General features: G+C 38.9%; 18 protein-coding genes. 12 read left to right on the top strand and 6 right to left on the bottom strand.

Annotated features, from left to right (window positions below):
* Nucleotides 1-566 precede the first annotated feature (566 nt).
* The 12 genes from VXK47_RS07495 (at nucleotide 567) to VXK47_RS07440 (ending at nucleotide 13,246) form a co-directional block, all read left to right on the top strand.
* Nucleotides 567-1,121, top strand: a complete 555-nt coding sequence (locus VXK47_RS07495) for a CvpA family protein (RefSeq protein WP_435548149.1) — start codon at nucleotides 567-569, stop codon at nucleotides 1,119-1,121.
* Nucleotides 1,073-1,888, top strand: coding sequence for a nucleoside triphosphate pyrophosphohydrolase (gene mazG / locus VXK47_RS07490; protein ID WP_435548148.1), 816 nt, complete (start codon nucleotides 1,073-1,075; stop codon nucleotides 1,886-1,888). The genes VXK47_RS07495 and mazG overlap by 49 nt, the downstream gene beginning before the upstream one ends.
* Before the next feature lie 63 nt (nucleotides 1,889-1,951).
* On the top strand, nucleotides 1,952-2,581 hold the full coding sequence (gene hisH / locus VXK47_RS07485) for an imidazole glycerol phosphate synthase subunit HisH (RefSeq protein ID WP_435548147.1): 630 nt from the start codon (nucleotides 1,952-1,954) through the stop codon (nucleotides 2,579-2,581).
* The gene (hisF, locus tag VXK47_RS07480) at nucleotides 2,575-3,354 is read left to right on the top strand and encodes an imidazole glycerol phosphate synthase subunit HisF (RefSeq protein ID WP_435548146.1); all 780 of its coding nucleotides are present in this window, start codon (nucleotides 2,575-2,577) and stop codon (nucleotides 3,352-3,354) included. The genes hisH and hisF overlap by 7 nt, the downstream gene beginning before the upstream one ends.
* Nucleotides 3,355-3,915: 561 nt before the next feature.
* Nucleotides 3,916-4,368, top strand: a complete 453-nt coding sequence (locus VXK47_RS07475) for a universal stress protein (RefSeq protein ID WP_435548145.1) — start codon at nucleotides 3,916-3,918, stop codon at nucleotides 4,366-4,368.
* A 90-nt stretch (nucleotides 4,369-4,458) separates the two neighbouring features.
* Nucleotides 4,459-7,152, top strand: a complete 2,694-nt coding sequence (locus tag VXK47_RS07470) for a bifunctional acetate--CoA ligase family protein/GNAT family N-acetyltransferase (protein ID WP_435548144.1) — start codon at nucleotides 4,459-4,461, stop codon at nucleotides 7,150-7,152.
* A 15-nt stretch (nucleotides 7,153-7,167) separates the two neighbouring features.
* Nucleotides 7,168-8,109 carry a universal stress protein gene (locus VXK47_RS07465; protein WP_435548143.1) on the top strand — a complete coding sequence of 314 codons (942 nt, stop codon included), beginning with the start codon at nucleotides 7,168-7,170 and terminating at the stop codon, nucleotides 8,107-8,109.
* Nucleotides 8,110-8,424: 315 nt separating this feature from the next.
* Nucleotides 8,425-8,892: a phosphatidylglycerophosphatase A family protein gene (locus tag VXK47_RS07460; protein ID WP_435548142.1), complete on the top strand. Its 468-nt coding sequence runs from the start codon at nucleotides 8,425-8,427 to the stop codon at nucleotides 8,890-8,892.
* Between the two features lie 40 nt (nucleotides 8,893-8,932).
* Nucleotides 8,933-9,586: a S26 family signal peptidase gene (gene lepB / locus VXK47_RS07455; RefSeq protein ID WP_435548141.1), complete on the top strand. Its 654-nt coding sequence runs from the start codon at nucleotides 8,933-8,935 to the stop codon at nucleotides 9,584-9,586.
* Nucleotides 9,587-9,599: 13 nt separating this feature from the next.
* A complete protein-coding gene (locus VXK47_RS07450; protein ID WP_435548140.1) occupies nucleotides 9,600-10,538 on the top strand; it encodes an aspartate/ornithine carbamoyltransferase family protein in 939 nt (312 codons plus the stop codon).
* Nucleotides 10,522-11,829: a dihydroorotase gene (locus tag VXK47_RS07445; RefSeq protein ID WP_435548139.1), complete on the top strand. Its 1,308-nt coding sequence runs from the start codon at nucleotides 10,522-10,524 to the stop codon at nucleotides 11,827-11,829. Before VXK47_RS07450 ends, VXK47_RS07445 begins: the two co-directional genes overlap by 17 nt.
* A gap of 13 nt (nucleotides 11,830-11,842) precedes the next feature.
* Complete coding sequence (locus VXK47_RS07440; RefSeq protein WP_435548138.1) at nucleotides 11,843-13,246, top strand: sigma-54-dependent transcriptional regulator; 1,404 nt, start codon at nucleotides 11,843-11,845, stop codon at nucleotides 13,244-13,246.
* 75 nt (nucleotides 13,247-13,321) lie between these two features.
* Here VXK47_RS07440 and VXK47_RS07435 read toward each other — a convergent pair whose 3' ends face one another.
* The 6 genes from VXK47_RS07435 to VXK47_RS07410 form a co-directional block, all read right to left on the bottom strand.
* The gene (locus tag VXK47_RS07435) at nucleotides 13,322-14,377 is read right to left on the bottom strand and encodes a glycosyltransferase family 9 protein (RefSeq protein WP_435548137.1); all 1,056 of its coding nucleotides are present in this window, start codon (nucleotides 14,375-14,377) and stop codon (nucleotides 13,322-13,324) included.
* Nucleotides 14,374-15,444 (bottom strand): glycosyltransferase family 9 protein, encoded by a 1,071-nt coding sequence (waaF, locus tag VXK47_RS07430; RefSeq protein WP_435548136.1) that lies wholly within the window; start codon nucleotides 15,442-15,444, stop codon nucleotides 14,374-14,376. Before waaF ends, VXK47_RS07435 begins: the two co-directional genes overlap by 4 nt.
* Before the next feature lie 18 nt (nucleotides 15,445-15,462).
* The gene (locus VXK47_RS07425; RefSeq protein ID WP_435548135.1) at nucleotides 15,463-16,728 is read right to left on the bottom strand and encodes a 3-deoxy-D-manno-octulosonic acid transferase; all 1,266 of its coding nucleotides are present in this window, start codon (nucleotides 16,726-16,728) and stop codon (nucleotides 15,463-15,465) included.
* Nucleotides 16,729-17,132: 404 nt separating this feature from the next.
* Nucleotides 17,133-17,519: a type II toxin-antitoxin system VapC family toxin gene (locus VXK47_RS07420; RefSeq protein ID WP_435548134.1), complete on the bottom strand. Its 387-nt coding sequence runs from the start codon at nucleotides 17,517-17,519 to the stop codon at nucleotides 17,133-17,135.
* Nucleotides 17,516-17,746, bottom strand: a complete 231-nt coding sequence (locus VXK47_RS07415) for a type II toxin-antitoxin system Phd/YefM family antitoxin (RefSeq protein ID WP_435548133.1) — start codon at nucleotides 17,744-17,746, stop codon at nucleotides 17,516-17,518. Before VXK47_RS07415 ends, VXK47_RS07420 begins: the two co-directional genes overlap by 4 nt.
* A gap of 417 nt (nucleotides 17,747-18,163) precedes the next feature.
* Nucleotides 18,164-18,784 carry a hypothetical protein gene (locus VXK47_RS07410; RefSeq protein WP_435548132.1) on the bottom strand — a complete coding sequence of 207 codons (621 nt, stop codon included), beginning with the start codon at nucleotides 18,782-18,784 and terminating at the stop codon, nucleotides 18,164-18,166.
* Between the last annotated feature and the right edge of the window lie 264 nt (nucleotides 18,785-19,048).

The following is a 19,048-nucleotide window of genomic DNA, read 5'->3' as shown; positions in this document are numbered from 1 at the left end:
CATCGCCAAGGCCGCGTTGGCTGATGATTTTAATGCCGTTTGCAACAAAAACCAGAAACTCTCCCGAAAATCTTTCGTGGACGCGCTGTTACGGATGGTCGCGTGAGTAAACCATGCATCATTTCGGTGAAACTTTAGATAAATATAATTAGACATATAAAATTAAAAAAGCTGAACGGATTTATTATTTATCATGATTATAAAAGCTATTGCAAATAACAAATTATTGGACCGGCAAAAAGAGACATAAATAGGGCTAATAAGCAAAAAGAAACTTATCTGAGTTTAATAAGACCAATGGATTAACCGGGTCAGCTGCATCCGGCAGATAAAACTTGACGGAATTAAAAATGTTTTATTATAATGCATACTTCATTATTTATTAACATAAAAATTTTATGCCCGATTAGCTACAATAATATATTAAATTGTTTCAGGCATAAAGCTATAAAATAAATGTAGCCTCTTATATTAATCCAGGCGCAATTTAAGCAAAAGGGACTTTCACTAAGTCGTAAAGAATTAAAACGGCTAAACTCAGCACATAGCCTGCAAAAAGGGGGATTATGAATCTGTTCGATATCCTGGTAATTGCTATTCTGGCCTACTGCCTCATTCGCGGTATTTTCAGAGGTGTTATAAAGGAAATATCATCTCTGATAGGAGTGCTTGGAGGTTTTTACGCTGCTTATACCTATTATCATGACGTCAGCAAATTCTTTGAAAAATGGGTAGCTTCCCATTATTTAAATGTGTTAAGCTTTCTTTTGATTTTTATTTGTGTTTTCTTGATAATAAGTATTATAGGAACCGTAATAAAATATATTTTAAAGATAGTTTTTCTTGGATGGGTTGATAGAATATTCGGGGCAATTTTCGGGATATTGAAAGGAACATTGATAAGTTCTATATTGTTAATCGTATTTGTGGCTTTTCTTTCAGGCAGCATAGATACAATTAAATCTTCGAAAGCATCGCCTTATCTTGTAATATTTTCCGATAAGATGGTTATGGTAACCCCAAAAAGCTTAAAAAATGAGTACCAGATAAAAATAAAGGATATTAAAAAAGCTTGGAAAAGCAGCGGCCAGACAGAAAAGAGCAAAATTTTAAAAACCTGATCGAGCTTATTGAAACTCTCAGAAGCGCCAACGGATGTCCGTGGGATAAGAAGCAAACCTCCAAGACTATGGCTGTCTGTCTTTTGGAAGAAGTATATGAACTTGTTGATGCAATTGAATCGCAAAATTCCGATGAAATCTGTGAAGAACTAGGCGATGTATTATTCCATATTTTCTTTATTGCACGGCTTTTTGAAGAAAAGGAAGCTTTTGGCATAGATGATGTTTTTAAAAAGATTACGGAAAAAATGATACGCCGCCATCCGCATGTATTCGGGCAAGAATCCGCAACAGATTCATCTGTTTTGAGAAACCGCTGGTATGAAATAAAAAAGAATGAAAAAAACATCACAAAAACCACTGCTATCCTTGATTCAGTGCCGGGAAAACTTCCGGCTTTAATACGGGCATATAGAATCTCCGAAAGGGCTGCACGAACCGGCTTTGACTGGGATAACATCAGCGAGGTGATGCAAAAAGCCGAAGAAGAATGGCATGAATTCCAATGCGCTCTTAATGAAAATACAGACGAAAACACAAAGGCAAATGTAGCCGTTGAATTCGGGGATATACTTTTTACCCTTGTCAATGTTGCACGTTTTGCGGCAATCCATCCCGAAACTGCATTGAAAGAATCAATTAAAAAATTTGAAACCCGTTTCAGGGCAATGGAAATGATGGCGACACAAACCGGGCGTGGTATCGATTCTTTATCCCGTGATGAATTTGATACGCTGTGGGAAAGTGTAAAAAGAAGTGAGGAATGACAAAGGTGCAGGGTACGGGGTTAGATATTAAGGGATCAATTTAACTGCTATGAAAATAAAGACATGATTGCAATAATAGACTATAATGCAGGAAATCTTACCAGTGTGGCGCGTGCTGTAAATCATCTGGGGTTTAAATGCGTTATTACAAATGACACTAAAGAAATAAGCAAAGCTGAACGTATTATATTTCCCGGAGTGGGGGCTGCAGGCTCTGCTATGGAAAGCATAAAGCGCCTGGGTCTTGATCAGGCAATCAGAGATGCCCTTTTATCGGGCAAACCCATTCTTGGCATATGCCTTGGAACCCAGATCATAATGGAATACAGCGAAGAAAACAATACTGACTGTATAGGTATTATCGGTGGCAAAGTACTTTCTTTTCGATTTGATAAAAATAACAATAGCGAATCCGGCCTTAAGATACCTCATATGGGTTGGAACAGCGTTTTGCTGCAAAAAAAGCACTTTGTTCTTTCCGGTCTAAAGGACAATGATGAGTTCTATTTTGTTCATGGATTTTATCCGGCGACTAACGATGACTCGCATATAATCGGAACAACAACTCATGGAATTTCATTTGCATCGATAATCGGATTCGAAAACATTATTGCTACCCAGTTTCACCCTGAAAAAAGCGGGAGACCCGGGCTTGCGATACTTAACAATTTCTGTGTGTGGAAACCATGCTGAGCAAACGTATAATTCCCTGTCTCGATGTACGGGAAGGCAAAACAACAAAAGGAATAAAGTTTAAAAATAATGTAGATATAGGCGATCCGGTTGAGATGGCCCGTTATTATTACGAGGCTGGAGCTGATGAGATTGTCTTTTATGATATTACCGCTTCAAGTGAAAAAAGAAATATTATGATAGATGTTGTAAGACGTGTTGCCGAAACAATATTTATCCCTTTTTCCGTTGGCGGCGGGATACGGAATCTTGAAGATATGCGCAAGGTGCTTCTCGCAGGAGCCGAAAAAATCAGTGTTAATTCATCTGCCGTTAAAAACCCTGAAATTATTTCAAAAGGAGCCCAAGCCTTCGGTAAGCAGTGCATAGTGCTGGGTATGGATGTGAAATTTGTAGGCAAAAGTGAAAGTATTCCTTCAGGCTATGAAATAGTCATAAACGGAGGAAGAACTCATATGGGAATTGATGCTCTTGAATGGGCGATAAGGGCTGAAGAGCTTGGAGCAGGAGAAATATGTTTGAATTCAATTGATGCTGATGGAACCTGTGAGGGCTATGAATTAAATCTCACATCGCTTATTTCGGAAAATGTTTCAATCCCTGTTATTGCTTCAGGCGGTGCAGGCAAACCGGAGCATCTTTTTGATGTTTTAACTAAAGGAAAGGCTGATGCCGCATTGATAGCCTCAATGGTGCATTACGGCACATATACTATTTCCGAAATTAAATCCAATCTTGATAAAAGAGGCGTAAAAGTAAGAACCGGGTGGTAAAGCGCTAAAATAAATCAGCTTGATGCAGTATAAATTATGTTATAATTTTTACAGTTTGTAAAAAATACCGACATATTTCAACTTTTTTTAATTACTACCGGATATTAATTAATTCGTTTACACTCTTTTTTTAATTATATTTCAGGATGTTATAACCTGTTAATCATATCTTTTTTTAGTGGCATATCATTTGCTAAAAAATAAGCAAGCAAATAGAATTACAAACAGGATGTTATTTTTTCTAAACTTTTTAGAACATGTCCTCAAAAGATATATCTGAATAGGAACGAAAGATAAGCTTTAACTTCAAATATGCTGATCAAAACAAGGATAAAAAAACAATCACTGATAAAGAATCATAGGAAGGTTCCCACCTTCGTAAAGAGGATATCCCTCTTCCCCCTCCCTTTTTATTGAAGGTGGTTCGGGGGGGGTAGCAGCTTGTTGCGCCCCCCCATTTATCAATAAAAAAAATCGAAATGCAAATAACCCAATTTAAAAAAGATAAAAAGTTACAATTTAACTTTTAACAATATTATAACGAGGTAAAGGAGATTTGATATGAAATTTAAAAAAATTTTATTCCCGGTAGATCTTTCGGAAGCATCACCTAAAATTGTTCCTTATGTAAATGAAATGGCGAAAAAATTTGATTCGGAAATACATATTTTGTTTGTTGCGCGTGCTTTTCAATATTTTACAAGCATATATGTACCGCATCCTTCTGTTGATCTTTTTGAAAATGCAGTTATTGAAGGAGGCAGGAAAAGCATTGAGGAGTTTGCAGAAAAACATTTCAAGGATTCTGAGAAAATTAAAATTGCTATTGTAAATGGTGATGCAGCCGAAGAAATAATTAATTATATAAAAGAACATGATATAGATATGCTTATTATGGGTACTCATGGAAGAAAGGGCATTGACAAGTTGCTCTTCGGGTCTGTTGCGGAAAAAGTCACAAAGGCCACACCAATTCCCATGATGCTGATAAACCCATATAAAATTAAAAATTGACAGGCTCTTAAAACGTCCGTCTTTTAACACAGACGTTCAAATTTATGCTGAAAAAAATATTTTAAAAAAAGCTACAGGAAATTAATCTTTATGGGTGTGGACAATCTGGATAAGATATTTCAACCAAAATCAATAGCAGTAATAGGGGCAAGTGAAAAAAAAGAAAGCGTAGGTTTCGATATTATGCGCAATCTGATTAACGGAAAATTTCCGGGTAACATTTATCCTGTTAATCCTTCGTATAAAGCATTGTGGGATAAACAATCTTATGCTTCTGTAGCTGAAATTGATTCTATGGTGGATCTTGCTGTTGTAGCTGTTCCAATTGCTGTTGCTCCGAAAATAGTAAATGAGTGCGTGAAATCCGGCGTAGGCGGTGTTGTAATTATTTCTGCCGGCGGAAAAGAAACCGGCCAGAAGGGAAAAGAAATAGAAAACGCCATAAAAAAAGAGGCTGAATCTTCAGGTATTCGCGTAATAGGACCCAACTGTCTTGGGATTGTATGCACAAAATCAAATCTTAACGCCAGTTTTGCAGGCCAAATGCCTATAATGGGAAAGATGGCATTTATATCACAAAGCGGGGCAATCTGCTCGTCTATTCTGGATCTGTCAATAAAAGAGCAAATCGGATTCAGTTATTTTGTAAGCGTAGGTTCAATGCTCGATGTTGATTTCGGAGACATGATTGATTTTATTGGCCAGGATCCGAATGTCGGCAGCATTGTTATGTATGTGGAGAATCTGACCAACCTCAGGTATTTCATGAGTGCTGCAAGGGCTGTATCAAGAATTAAACCGATTATTGCTTTAAAATCGGGACGGACAAGGGCCGGAGCTGCGGCTGCGGCTTCTCATACAGGGGCGCTTGCCGGAGAAGATGATATTTATGATGCAGCATTCAAACGCGCTGGGATAGTGCGTGTTAAAACTTTCGAGGAATTGTTTGATTGTGCGGAGCTTCTTGCAAAAAATCCGCATCCTTCCGGTCCGGGGCTTGCAATAATAACCAATGCCGGAGGGTTGGGAGTTATGGCCGTTGATGCCCTTTCCGATTATGGAATAGAGCCGGTTGCTCTATCAGCAGAAACCATAAAAAAACTTGATAAAGAACTTCCCAGCTACTGGAGCCATTCAAACCCAATTGATTTAATCGGAGATGCCGACCATGAGCGGTATTTAAATACTGTTAAAATCTGTATTGAGGCCCCTGAAATAAACGGCCTGCTGGTAATTCTTGTCCCTCAGGGTTTGAATGATCCCGCAAATATTGCAAAAATTCTTGCGGACTTTCTTAAGAATCATCCGTTTCCTGTTTTCACCTCATGGCTTGGGGGTCCCGGCGTTGAAAAAGGCCGGCAGTTTTTAAACGACGCCCTGATTCCTACTTTTGATACTCCCGAACGTGCGGTAAGAGCTTTTATGGATCTTCATAAGCATTCTAAAAACATAGAACTGCTTCAGGAAACTCCCGCAAGACTGCCGGGAAAGCTTCAATTTGACCGTGAAAGTGCATCCCTGATTATAAAACAAGGAATAGAAACCGGGCATTTTCTTCTTAACGAGGTTGAAGCAAAATCTTTGCTTCTTTCATATGGCATTCCCGTTAATCGTACGGAAATAGCCTGCTGTGCCGAAGAAGCCGTACAAAAAGCCCAACAGCTGGGATTTCCGGTTGCTATGAAGATCTGCTCAAGGGATGTAGTACATAAAACTTCTGTAAATGGAATACGGCTTGATTTAAACAGCGTATCAGATGTGGAAAAATCATATGAAGATATATTAGCCTCCTGCCTCTCATGTAAGCCCAAAGCAAAAATAGATGGGGTTACAATTCAGCCCATGTTGAAAAGACCGGATTTTGAGCTGATCCTTGGAATAAAAAAAGACAGGGAATTCGGCCCGGTTATTCTTTTTGGAATGGGCGGGGTGATGACTGAAATTTTAAAAGACAGAGCAATCGCATTCCCGCCTTTAAATCGCCTTCTTGCAAGAAGGCTTATGGAAGAAACCAAGGTTTACCGCATCTTAAAAGGACAGGCAGCTCATAATTCAACAGACTTATACCTTATTGAAGAGATACTTATACGACTTGCCCAGCTTGCGGCGGATTTTCCCGAAATAGAAGAACTCGATATAAATCCCCTTATTCTTACGGATAACTCAGTATGTGCACTCGATGCCCGGGTAGTTATAAAACAGTCCGGAACTAAAGCGCCTATGCATCTTATCATCAGTCCATATCCCAACCAGAACGAAAGCCACATTTCTGTTGGCGGAAATATTAACTTATTTGTAAGACCCATCAGACCTGAAGATGCTTCTCTTATAGAAGAGCTTTTTAAAACCCTTTCTCCTCAAACTATCTACTTTAGGTTTTTTGCACCCATAAAAAATATATCTGCAAGTATGCTGGCGCGATTTACTCAGATTGACTATGACAGAGAAATTGCTCTTGTTGCCATTCTTGAAACGGAAAACGATGAAAAAATGATAGGTGTTGCGCGTGTGATCACTCAACGTAATCCCAAACATGCTGAATTTGCAGTTCTGGTAGGAGACAGTTGGCACGGAAAAGGAATCGGAGCAACACTTTTAAGGCGATGTCTTAATATAGGAAAAGATCATGGAATCGAAAAGGTGTGGGGAACCGTTCTTGCTGAAAATACACAGATGCTGGCTATGGGAAAAAAGCTGGGCTTTAAAATCGAAAGAGTTCCTGATGAAAATGAATATCAATTGATAATTGATCTCACAAAACCTTATGATGATATAAACAAATAATTTAAAGGTGAGTTTATGAAAAATGTACTCAGAGTGCTTATTCCAGTTGATGGTTCCAAACAATCTCTTATAGCAGTCCGCTATGTCGGAAGTGTTCTTAAACCTAAAAACGCAAAAATAGTGTTTTTCTATGTTGATTCGGAACTTCCCGAATCATTCTGGGATCTGGAGAAAAATCCTGATTTCCGTTCCAAATTAGCACCTGTTAAGGCGTGGGCGGAACAACGGAAACAGCTTGTCACTGATTCAATTAAAAAGGCAGGCAAAATTCTCATTAGCGACGGATTTTCGGCTGATGCTTTATCAACCAAGATCCAGGGAAGAAAAACCGGAATAGCAAGAGATATACTGCAGGAAGCAAATACCGGCGAATATAAAGCAGTTGTTGTCGGTCGGACAGGAATCAGTAATGCTAAAGGGATTGTATTGGGAAGCGTGGCAAACAAACTGATCGGAAATTTAGTTGAAATGCCGCTTATAGTTATTGGAGGAAAGCCCGATACAAAAAAATTCCTTATAGCATTTGACGGATCAAAAGGTTCTATGAAATGTGTCTCAATTGTCGGTGCAATGCTGAATAACACCGGTTCTGAGATAATGATATGTCATGTAATAAGATCACTTGGCATTGAGCAGCAAAGTTTAAACGAAATCCCTATCACCGAATTGAAAAAAGACTGGACTGAAGCAAATATAAAAAAAATCAAACCCGCTATGGAAGAGGCCAAAAGAAAGCTTATTGCCGCAGGTATTGATCCATCAAAAATAACGGAAAAAATTCTTACGGACAGAGCAAGCAGAGCCGGTAGTGTTATAGCTGAAGCAAGAGAAGGTGGATATGGAACTATTGTGCTTGGAAGGCGCGGGCTTTCTGCAACTCAGGAATATTTTATTGGAAGAGTAAGCAGAAAAATTTTACATATGGCTAAAAAAATTGCTGTATGGGTGGTAAACTAGAGCATACATTTTGAGCCAATTTCAAAACACCCCGTTTTGGCCGATCTTTGCGTTGGGCTCGAATTTTGCGCGCAGTGAAGCATAGCGCTATCCTCAAAATACACCATGTATTCCTGCGGTTAAAATATTCGCCCGCCCTGAGCTTGACCAGACTGAAACATTTTGAAACGGGCTCATTTTAAATATTTAATTATCGAAAACGCATCTTGATTTCTAAGTTTTCACTTTTCATTGACTGCCTTAATTTGCATTTAATATTCCTCATATCCGATACGGTTTCTTGACAAAATTTGTATCCGGATATAAAAATAAAAAATGAATTTTAAAGATAAGCTGGTCATATTCCTTGCAACCGGTTTTTATGCCGGGAATATTCCAAAAGCTCCCGGTACAATAGGTACTATCGAGGGGCTTTTATTTTGTTTTTTTTTATCCGGGGTAGACCTGCTTTATGCCGCAATCTTATTAGCTTTATTTATTGTTTTTTCAATCCGGCTTGCAGGCAAGGCTGAAAAGATATTGAAAGTAAAGGATTCCGGTAGTATCGTGATTGACGAAATTGCGGGAATTATGGTAACTCTTTTTGGGCTTTCATTTAATATTGTCTCTGTAGTTTCAGGGTTTTTTATCTTCAGATTGTTAGATATCTTTAAGCCTTTTCCAATTGGCTCAATTGAAAAAAGGCTCACAGGCGGAACCGGCATAGTAATGGATGACATTGTTGCAGGAATAATTGGGAACTGTATTTTGCGTGCAATACATTTTGCAACCGGTTTGATTTAACCGGAAGAACTGAACTAAAATAAAAGGCGGCTAATACAAATTGAAATCAAAGACTGCAAATCAAGACGAAATTATTACGAAAGACAAAAAAAAGAAAAGCGTTCTTAAGGAAAATATTGAGGCGATTATTATTGCTCTGATTCTTGCCTTGTTCATAAGAACATTCATTGTACAGGCTTTTAAGATTCCTTCCGGCTCCATGAAAGAGACACTTCAGATAGGGGATCATATTCTTGTAAGTAAATTCATATACGGAGTTAAAATTCCTTTTTTAAGAACAACTCTGATTAATGTAAAAAATCCTAAACGATTTGATATCGTTGTCTTTAAATTCCCTGAAGATCCCAGCAAAGATTTTATAAAAAGGGTTATTGGAGTTGAAGGAGATACCGTTGAGGTTCGTAATAAAAAGGTCTATATAAATAACGAGCCTATTAATGATATTTACGGGCAGTACACTGATCCTTATGAATTTCCGGCAAATTCCCAGCCGAGAGATAATTTCGGGCCTGTTAAAGTGCCTGCTCATTCAATATTTGTTATGGGAGATAACAGGGATCACAGTTACGACAGCAGATGGTGGGGATTCGTTGATCTGAAAGCTTTAGAGGGCAAAGCAATGATCATATACTGGTCCTGGGACGGGGATAATTTTGGAGTCAGGTGGAACAGGATAGGACAAATATTGAAATAAGGCAGGTGTAAATATGCAGTTTGAAAGGAAACACATTCTTGATATGGAATCCCTTTCAGCAGAAGAAATTACTTTTATTATTGATACGGCTGACCGGTTAAAAGAGATTTCAAGAAGACCGGTAAAAAAAGTACCTACGTTAAGAGGCAAAACTGTGGTGCTTTTTTTTTATGAAGCAAGCACCCGCACCCGTTCTTCCTTTGAAATAGCTGCAAAGCGTTTAAGTGCGGACAGTATATCGATATCTAAAGCCTCCAGCAGCATGGTTAAGGGAGAAACTTTAATAGATACTGCTAAAAATATTGAGGCTATGAACCCGGATATAATTGTTGTCAGGCACTCTTCGGCTGGGGCACCGCACATGCTGGCCCGTTTGCTTAAAACATCCATAATCAATGCGGGCGACGGAATGCATTCCCATCCCAGTCAGGCGCTTTTGGATATAATGACGGTAAGAGAAAAAAAAGGCTCAGTAAAGGGGCTGAAAATCGCAATAATAGGAGATATTTCTCACAGCAGAGTTGCAAGATCTGATATCACAGGATTTACTAAAATGGGAGCCGAGGTTGTTGTTGCCGGCCCTCCCACCATGATTCCAAAAGGTATTGAAAGTCTTGGCGCTCAAGTTGCGGATAGTTCGGATGATGCTGTAAAAAAAGCAGATGTAATAATTATGTTAAGGATACAGAAAGAACGCCAGAACAGTTTTTTATATCCTTCCGATCGTGAATATTCAAAAATTTTTGGTCTTAACCGGGAAAGGATGAAAAAAGCAAAAAAAGATGTTCTGATTATGCATCCCGGACCTGTAAACAGAGGGGTCGAAATTTCATCCGAATTGGCCGACGGTCCGTATTCAATTATTCTCGATCAGGTTACAAATGGTGTTTCTTTGCGTATGGCTCTTTTGTTCCTGATTTCCGGAGGTATTCGAAATGCTGACACTGATTAAGGGCGGAAGGGTTATCGATCCCGGAAACCTTGATGGAGTTATGGATATCCTGATAGAAAACGACAGGATAATCGGTATAACGCCTTTAGAGAGAACTGATGGAGATCCTTCGGAATTATTTAAGAAAGATAATGATATCAAGATAATTGATGCTTCAGGTAAAATTGTTGTTCCAGGGCTGATTGATATGCATGTTCATTTAAGGGAACCGGGCCAGGAGTACAAGGAAACAATCGAAACCGGAACACTTGCTGCAGCCTCAGGAGGTTTCACAGGTTTGTGCGCAATGCCCAATACCATTCCTGTCAATGATAACAGACAAACCACCGAATATATTTTAAACAGAGCCAGAGATTTCGGTAAAGTAAATGTGTATCCTGTTGCAGCAATAAGTATAGGCCTTAACGGAGAAAGGCTTTGTGAATATGGTGATTTAAAGGAAGCCGGAGCAATAGCAATTTCTGATGACGGAAAGCCAGTATCAAACAGCCGCCTTATGAGAAGGGCGATGGAATATGCAAAGCAATTCGGTTTGCCTGTAATTTCACATTGTGAAGTAAGCGAACTTTCATCAGGCGGATCAATGAATGAAGGTATCATTGCAACCGGAATGGGTCTTTCCGGAATACCAAATGAAGCTGAAAGCATTATGGTTGCAAGAGACATTGCCTTATGCGAACTGACAGGCGCACATCTGCACATAGCGCATGTAAGCACCTTGCAATCCGTCAGAGCCATAAGGGATGCCAAAAAAAGAGGCGTTCCGGTAACTGCTGAAACTGCCCCGCATTATTTTACACTTACTCAGGATGCGGTTTGCGGTTATAATACCAACGCAAAGATGAATCCGCCGCTGCGCTCTGAAGCTGACAGGGATGCTATAAGAGAAGGCCTTGCCGATGGAACGATCGATGTAATTGCAACCGATCATGCTCCACATTCCATCCTTGAAAAAGAAGTTGAATTTGATATGGCTGCAAACGGAATTGTCGGACTCGAAACATCCGTTTCGCTTGGCTTAAAACTTGTTAAAGATAAAATCATCAGTCTTTCTGAGCTTATAGAAAAAATGTCTGTTAATCCGGCGCGTATCCTGCATCTTGACAGAAGTATAAAGAAGGGAAAAGCGGCAGACATTACAATTATTGATACGGATATATCATACACAGTCGATTCGGATTCTTTTTGCTCACTTGGCCGTAACACCCCGTTTAACGGATGGAAAATGAAGGGAAGAGCCTGTCTCACAATGGTAGGCGGAAAAATTGTATTTGAAAACATCATTTCCTGAATGAGCTATAATTATGGCGGATAAGGTTTTTAATATACTGGTTGTTGATGATGAAGAGAGCATGAGAGAACTGCTTGACCTGATGCTTTCAGGGCAGGGATATAACATTACTTGCGCCGAAAGCGGAAGCAAGGCAATATCTTTGCTTGAAAAAAAGGATTTTGACCTTCTGCTTTGCGACATCAGGCTGGGGGATATGACAGGTATAGATGTATTAAAAGCAGCAAAAAATAAAGATCAACATCCGGTTGTTATAATGATCTCAGCTTATGCTTCCGCTGAAACAGCGATTGAAGCCATGAACAGCGGTGCATATGACTATGTTCCGAAACCTTTCAACAATGAAGAACTCAAGCACACAATCGCCAATGCTCTTGAATTAAAAACCATAGAGCAGGAAAAGAAATTTATTGACGATGAACTTAAAAAACAGCTCCATTTCGGCAAAATTATCGGCAACAGTCCCGCAATGATGCATGTTTATAATCTGATAAAGCAGGTTGCGAAAACTAAAACCAGCGTGCTTATTACAGGTGAAAGCGGGACCGGCAAAGAACTTATAGCAAGGGCGATTCATCAGGAAAGCGAACGTCGCAATAAGCCTTTCGTAGTGATAAACTGTGCCGGAATCCCTGAATCTTTGATGGAAAGCGAGCTTTTCGGACATAAGAAAGGAGCTTTTACCGGGGCGGCTTTTGAGAAAAAAGGATTATTCGAGCTTGCAGACAAAGGTACGGTTTTTCTTGATGAAATAGGCGAACTCAGCATACACCTTCAGGTAAAACTATTAAGGGTCGTTCAGGAAAGAGTGTTTAAGCCTGTGGGCGGCATTGAAGATATTGCAGTTGATATAAGGATAATATCCGCAACAAACAAAGATCTTACAAGCGAAGTAATACAGGATCGTTTCAGGGAGGATCTTTTTTACAGGTTGAATGTCATAGAGATAAAATTACCTCCTTTAAGAGAGAGAAAGAACGACCTTCGCGCTCTGTCCCAGCACTTTCTCGAAAAATACGCGAATGAAATGGGGAAGAAGGTTACGAAATTATCCTCATATGCTATAGATCTTTTAAACAAATATGCATTCCCCGGAAATATCCGTGAGCTTGAAAACTTAATAGAAAGAAGTGTTGCCATAAGTGATACAAATATTCTTCTTCCTGACAGCCTTTCTATTTCAATGCATAAGCGTAGAAGATTTGTAGAAGGAGTAAAAGGTAAAAGATTTGATTTAAACGATGTTGAAAACGGCGTTTCTCTTGATACCATACTTGAAGAATTTGAAAGAGCCTATGTTATGAAGGCACTGGAAATTACAGGTGGTGATAAGATCAAAGCTGCTGAATTGCTGGGGATAAACTTAAGGTCAATGAGATACCGCTTTGAAAAACACCATCTTGACAGCAAAGGTTAAACATAATCAGCGGCGGCATATAGAAGGCGGCATATAAAATGCCGCCCTACCAAAGATTGGTAGTACGGCTGGGTTTTACACCCCGCCAAAACTGCTTTTCACAGCATCAAACACTGCATTTACCGTTATATTTTTCATGCATGCCGTGTTATCGCATTCTTTTTTCAGGCAGGGGCTGCAATCCACATCGCTTCTAATCACCTTATGCCCGTTTCCGTAAGGGCCTGTTCGCAAGGGGGATGTCGGGCCGAAAAGCGAAACAACCCTGCACCCCATTGCAGCTGCGATATGCATCGGTCCGGTATCTGTGCAGACAAGAACCGAACATCTTGAATAAAGACAGGCAAGTTCTTTTAAGCTGGTCTTTCCCGCAAGATTTGTTATTCTGTCAGTATTGCCGGCTTTACTTATAATACCATCTATAACCGGCACATCCTGCTTGCTTCCTGTAAATATTATACGGCAGGACAAATCTTTTTGCAGCATCAAAGCAAGCCTTGAAAATTTATCCGCTTCCCAAAGCTTTGTTTTCCATTTAGCCATAGGATTAACGGCTATAATACTTTGATCCTCTGAGCTTGAACCAAGTATGCTGTCAATATATATTTTGTCCTTTTCAAAAAAAGGAATTTCACCTTTAAAATTTGTGGTGTCACAGCCAAGATATGATGCGACTTTGAGATAGCGGTCAATTGCATGCTGTTCATAGCTGACAGGCACCGGAGGTTCTTTCAGGAAAAACGAAGCTCCCTCTCTTGCCCCGCTCATGCCTATCTTTCTTTCTCCTTTTGAAAGCGCGGCTAAAAATCCACTTCGAAAAAGACCCTGCAAATCAATTACAATATCGTATGAAGATAAACGCAGATCTTTAAAGAATGCAATTGCATCGGAAGAAGTATTTATAAATTTCAAAGGATTTAAGATATCTTTCTGCCATCTTTTTCTTCCGGATACAATTATGCGATTGATTGACCCGTGCCCCAATATTACCTTGGAAGCTTCTTCTTCAACAAGCCAGTCTATTTTGGAATCAGGGTAGCATTGTTTTATGACTTCAAGGAAAGGAAGTGCGTGAACAACATCTCCGATGGAGCTTAATTTTATGATTAAAATGTTCTTGATTTCTGTCATTTGGCTGTATTTTCATAAACAGATCTGAACTGTTCCATCTCTTGCCAGACTTCTTCAGGAGTAATGGAAAGCATGCATTTAAAATCTGTCGGGCATTCCTGCTTCATACATGGAGCGCAGTCAATTTCATGTTTTAGTATTCTTGTTTTAGATCCGCGTGGTCCTGTAGCTATATTGTCGGTTGAACCGAAAATTGCAAGAGTCGGAACCCCCAGAGCTGCTGCAACATGCATGAGCCCTGAATCATTTGACAGAAAAAAATTGCATCGGCTGATAAGCGCAATTGCTATTTCAAGAGATGTTGTTCCGCAAAAATCTATCGGGTTATGTAACATCAAACCGCTTACAATAGAGCCGATATATTGTTCTTTTTTACTTCCCATTATTATTGTTTTTGCACCCCATCTTTGGGCCGCAAGATCTCCGATTTCGGCAAAACGTTCGGGAGGCCACCTCTTTGCGTTTCCGAAAATAGCTCCCGGAGCTAAACCAAGCAAAAAATCATCTTTATTTATACCGTTTAATTTTAATAGATCATCTGCTTTGCTGAGAACATCTTCTGCAATATGAATAACAGGGTCATGACTTTCGGCTGCGTAGCCTAAGGCTTTTAAAATAGACAGATAATATTCAACCTGATGAATTTTAAATATTTCACCGGTTCTTTTTATTGCGTGAGTCAGCAATAAGCCGCGTCCGTCCGAATCAAAGCCCACTCTGTATTTTACTCCGCCCAGATATGCAATTATAGCTGCTTCAAAAGCATTCTGGAAAAGAAAAGCAAGATCAAATTGTTTTTCTTTTATCGAGTCTATCAGAGTTTTGATTTCAGCAAGATCTTTTATGAAGCTGTCATGTTTTTGAAAAATAAGAACGTCGCTTACGGCAGGATGATTTTCAAATAAAGGAGCAACCCATGGCCTTGCCAGAACAGTAATACGGGCGGATGGAAAGTTTTCACGCACCGCATCAAGCGCAGGAAGAGTCATTACAGCATCACCCACCCAGTTTGTTGCACGAATGAGTATGTTGTTAATATCCGATTTATCAAGCGGTTGAAGTAACATTTTTACTCTTCCTCCTTATTAACCGACATGCTTTCTGATATGCATTATAACTTCCTTTATTGCTCCCTGGTGTTTATAAACAAAATTTTTGGAGTTTTTTCTCATTCTGTCATACAAGACATCATCTTCTATAAGTTTTTTTATGCTTTGATAAAGCTCGTTTTCGTTATTAATTTGTATGGCGCCTTCTTCTTTTAAGATAAGTTCGGACATAAGAACAAAATTATGCATATATGGCCCAAAAAGCACCGGCATACCAAAGCTTGCCGGTTCAAGCAGATTATGACCGCCGGAGGCAACCATGCTTCCGCCAACAAAAGCAATTTTGCCGATGCCGTATATTCTGCTTAATTCTCCGATAGTGTTTAAGATCAATACCGGGTAAGGATTTTTATCATGATCCCTATCGGTTTTAAGAATACTTTTTAAACCCATCCCCTGTGCTATTATAAGTATTTTATTCGATTCTTCAATATTTCGCGGAGCAAGAATAAGGCGCAGCTTTGGAAATTGAGGAAATAGTTGCAAAAAAACATTTAAAATTATTTTTTCTTCGTCTTTATGGATACTTCCGGCAACCCAGATGCAATCTTCTGCAGATAAAGACAGTTTGTTTAACAAATCATCGCGTTCCTGCGGCTGCATCGGAAGCCAGCTTCTGTCAAATTTAATATTTCCGGTCGTTATAATTTTATTTTGATCAATTCCTGTTTCTATAAGCCTTTTTGAGTCATGTTCCGACTGCATCATGCATAATGCAAATTTGCTGAAAACCGGTTTTATAATAAAAGAAAATTTTTTGTAAGCTTTGAATGTGCTGGGTGAAATGCGGCCGTTTACAAGAAAACATTTTATATTATTTTGTGCAAGGTTATTTAAAAGAGCAGGCCATATATCGGTTTCAACAAGCACAAAACAATATGGATTGATATAATTTCTTATCCTGTTGATGCTCCACCAGAAATCAATGGGCATTTGTATGATTTTAACTTTTTCATGAAGTTCTTTTTTTGCAATTAAAAGACCTTTTACCGTTGTAACGGTAAGAACTATTTCTTTATCAGGATATTCAAGGCGTATCGCATCAATAAGAGGTATGGCCGATATAACCTCGCCTACGGAAAGCGCATGAACCCATATTCTTTTGTTTTTCGGATACTCTTTGGAAAGCGAGAGGCCAAGTCTTTCAAGCACCCTTTTATTACCTGCGGCAGCGAACAACAGAATAAAAGGAGCACAGCAAATAATTATAATTGTATATATAAATTGGTATAATAAAATCATTTTATCCGATATTTTCACAATGTAATTTACACATAAACAATTTCTGATTTCAACAATAAATTAGTGGGCTATCTAATCCCGGATAACAGTTTTAAAATAAGTCAGTTCAAGACCATACAATTCCATTTCCCAAAACCGCTGTACGCGCTTATAGCCCTAATCTGCTGGCCAAAAAATTCCGCTTGGCGGATTACCGTCTTGGAGTATTTTGCTTCGATAAGCAAAAGGCTTTGGTCACCATGGGGCAGCGCGATATATGCTTTCAGGCCCTGCTGTTTTTTAATCTTTAATGAGTCAAAAGGTAAACCCTTTTATGAGTTTTTGCTTATGTGAAGTATACTAATAGACTGAATTGGGAGCACCTTCTAAAGATTGAGCGCTGTTCATTTATGCTAAGAACTTACTCACCAAAGAACAGACACGGGATAAGATGAAAATTTATTATCCTTGCTTACAAGTGTGATGCCTTCTAAATTCGATTGTGCAATCAGCAGCCGATCAAATGGATCATTATGAATATTCGGCAAATTGTTTAGCTCGAAAATATGCTTCAATTCAATGGGTAGGATTTTTAAATCATTTTCCTTTTGTTGACTTTCGATTAATTCTTTAAACGGCATATCCAGGCTTAGTTTGCCCATCCTGCTTTTGATTTGCATCTCCCAAGCGCTTACAACACTCAGTATCAAACTGTTTTCCGGATTCTCACATTCTGATAGTGCTTTTTTAGAAAGATTTTCCGGATTACTTGCCCACCATATAAAAGTATGTGTATCCAGCAATAAATTCATTTTGAAATCGTCCAAAACTCATCAGGGAGTGGATCATCAAAATCATCACTCGCATGCATCTTCCCTTTATTGAGTCCGGCAGTGCGTTTTTTTGGAGATAAGGAAAATGGTACTATTTTAGCCAAAGGCTTATCGTTGGCGGAAATAATAATCTCGTTGCCCTCAGACACCAATGACAATAGCTTGGGGAGCTGAGTCTGGGCGTCGTTGATATTAACTGTTATCATTGTAAATTATCTCCTATGCCGTTAAAAGATTCATATTTTATCGGACACTTAAAATTTTTAATTTTAAATAAAATAACATAATTAGATAAATTTTACAACTTTTCAATCCTTTTTTTTCCTGTCCCTGACATCGACATGTTCTTTTGAGAGAATCTTAAATATGCACTGCGCCGGTGCATGTTTTTCTAATATACACTAATTATATCGATATCAGTGCATATTAGAAAAGGTCTTAAACAAATCATATAATCCGGTATTTATATAAAAAACATCACGTCCGAGGCTTAGCTCCTGAAAGTCAAATATTTCACATTGTATAAAATCATCTGTGTTATTTTTCCCCTAAAGCTTTTGTTTTGTTGATGCGCAATGACTTTAAATATACAGGGCATCCCTAATATACCCCTATGCTCTTTTTTAACTCTGCTTTAAAGAAGATTTTTTCTTTATATCCGATGACCGTGTGGAATGTGGAACTTTTTTTCTTCTATCAACAGTTTTGTATTCGGATTTAGACTCATGCACTGTTGGGTAACAATCCATCCATGACAGTTCTTTTCCTATAACAAGTTCTTCAATTGTTGAGTGGTGAGTATTTGTCATAGGAATAAGGCGCATCTGAAATCCATGCCTTCTGGCCATTTCCTTGACCTCATCTGCGTTATCGTATGTCATCAGGAAATCCCCTTTTACAGATTTACAGAGAGTGAATAAGCACTCATGGTCGAGGTTGAAATGACGGTAAAGGCGTTTGCCTGCCTTCTTGCCACCGGCTGTATAAGGAGGATCAATAAAGAATACTACATCATGACGTTGAGAATATTCTCGAATTACAGCCAGTCCGTCCTCCTGACGGAACGTAATTCTATCAGCAACAAGTTTTAGATTATCAAATCGTCTGGCAAGTGTTACAGGATACCAGCGTGAACGGATTCCTTTGCCATTTTCACCATGTTTCAAAAAACCTGCCCCGTCAGCTAATATTCCGCCATGAAATGTTCGGTTTTTTAAAATGGTTTGGAATGCCTTTTCTTTCATGCTGACGTTAGTTTTAGATATTTCCTTTATAACAGCTTCCTTGGTCAGCTCAAAATCAAGGATTTTTTTTGCCAGCCATTCCGCATTACCATTAACTACAGTTTGCCAAACAGCAGCTATTTCTCAGTAGTGTCCGGTTAGGTTTTTGCATATAAAGTTTGTTCTTTGACAATTCGATTATCAGACTGTGTATTTTTTCCACAGGCACGCAATTCATTCTGGATATTGTTTCTAAGCTGACGAATCCTTTTTATTGATACAGGC

Origin of the sequence: Desulfobacterium sp. N47 (assembly GCF_051233685.1) — a bacterium.
Taxonomy (GTDB): domain Bacteria; phylum Desulfobacterota; class Desulfobacteria; order Desulfobacterales; family RPRI01; genus RPRI01.
The sequence above is the reverse complement of the archived record's forward strand: the minus strand, read 5'-3'. Positions and strand labels throughout refer to the sequence as shown.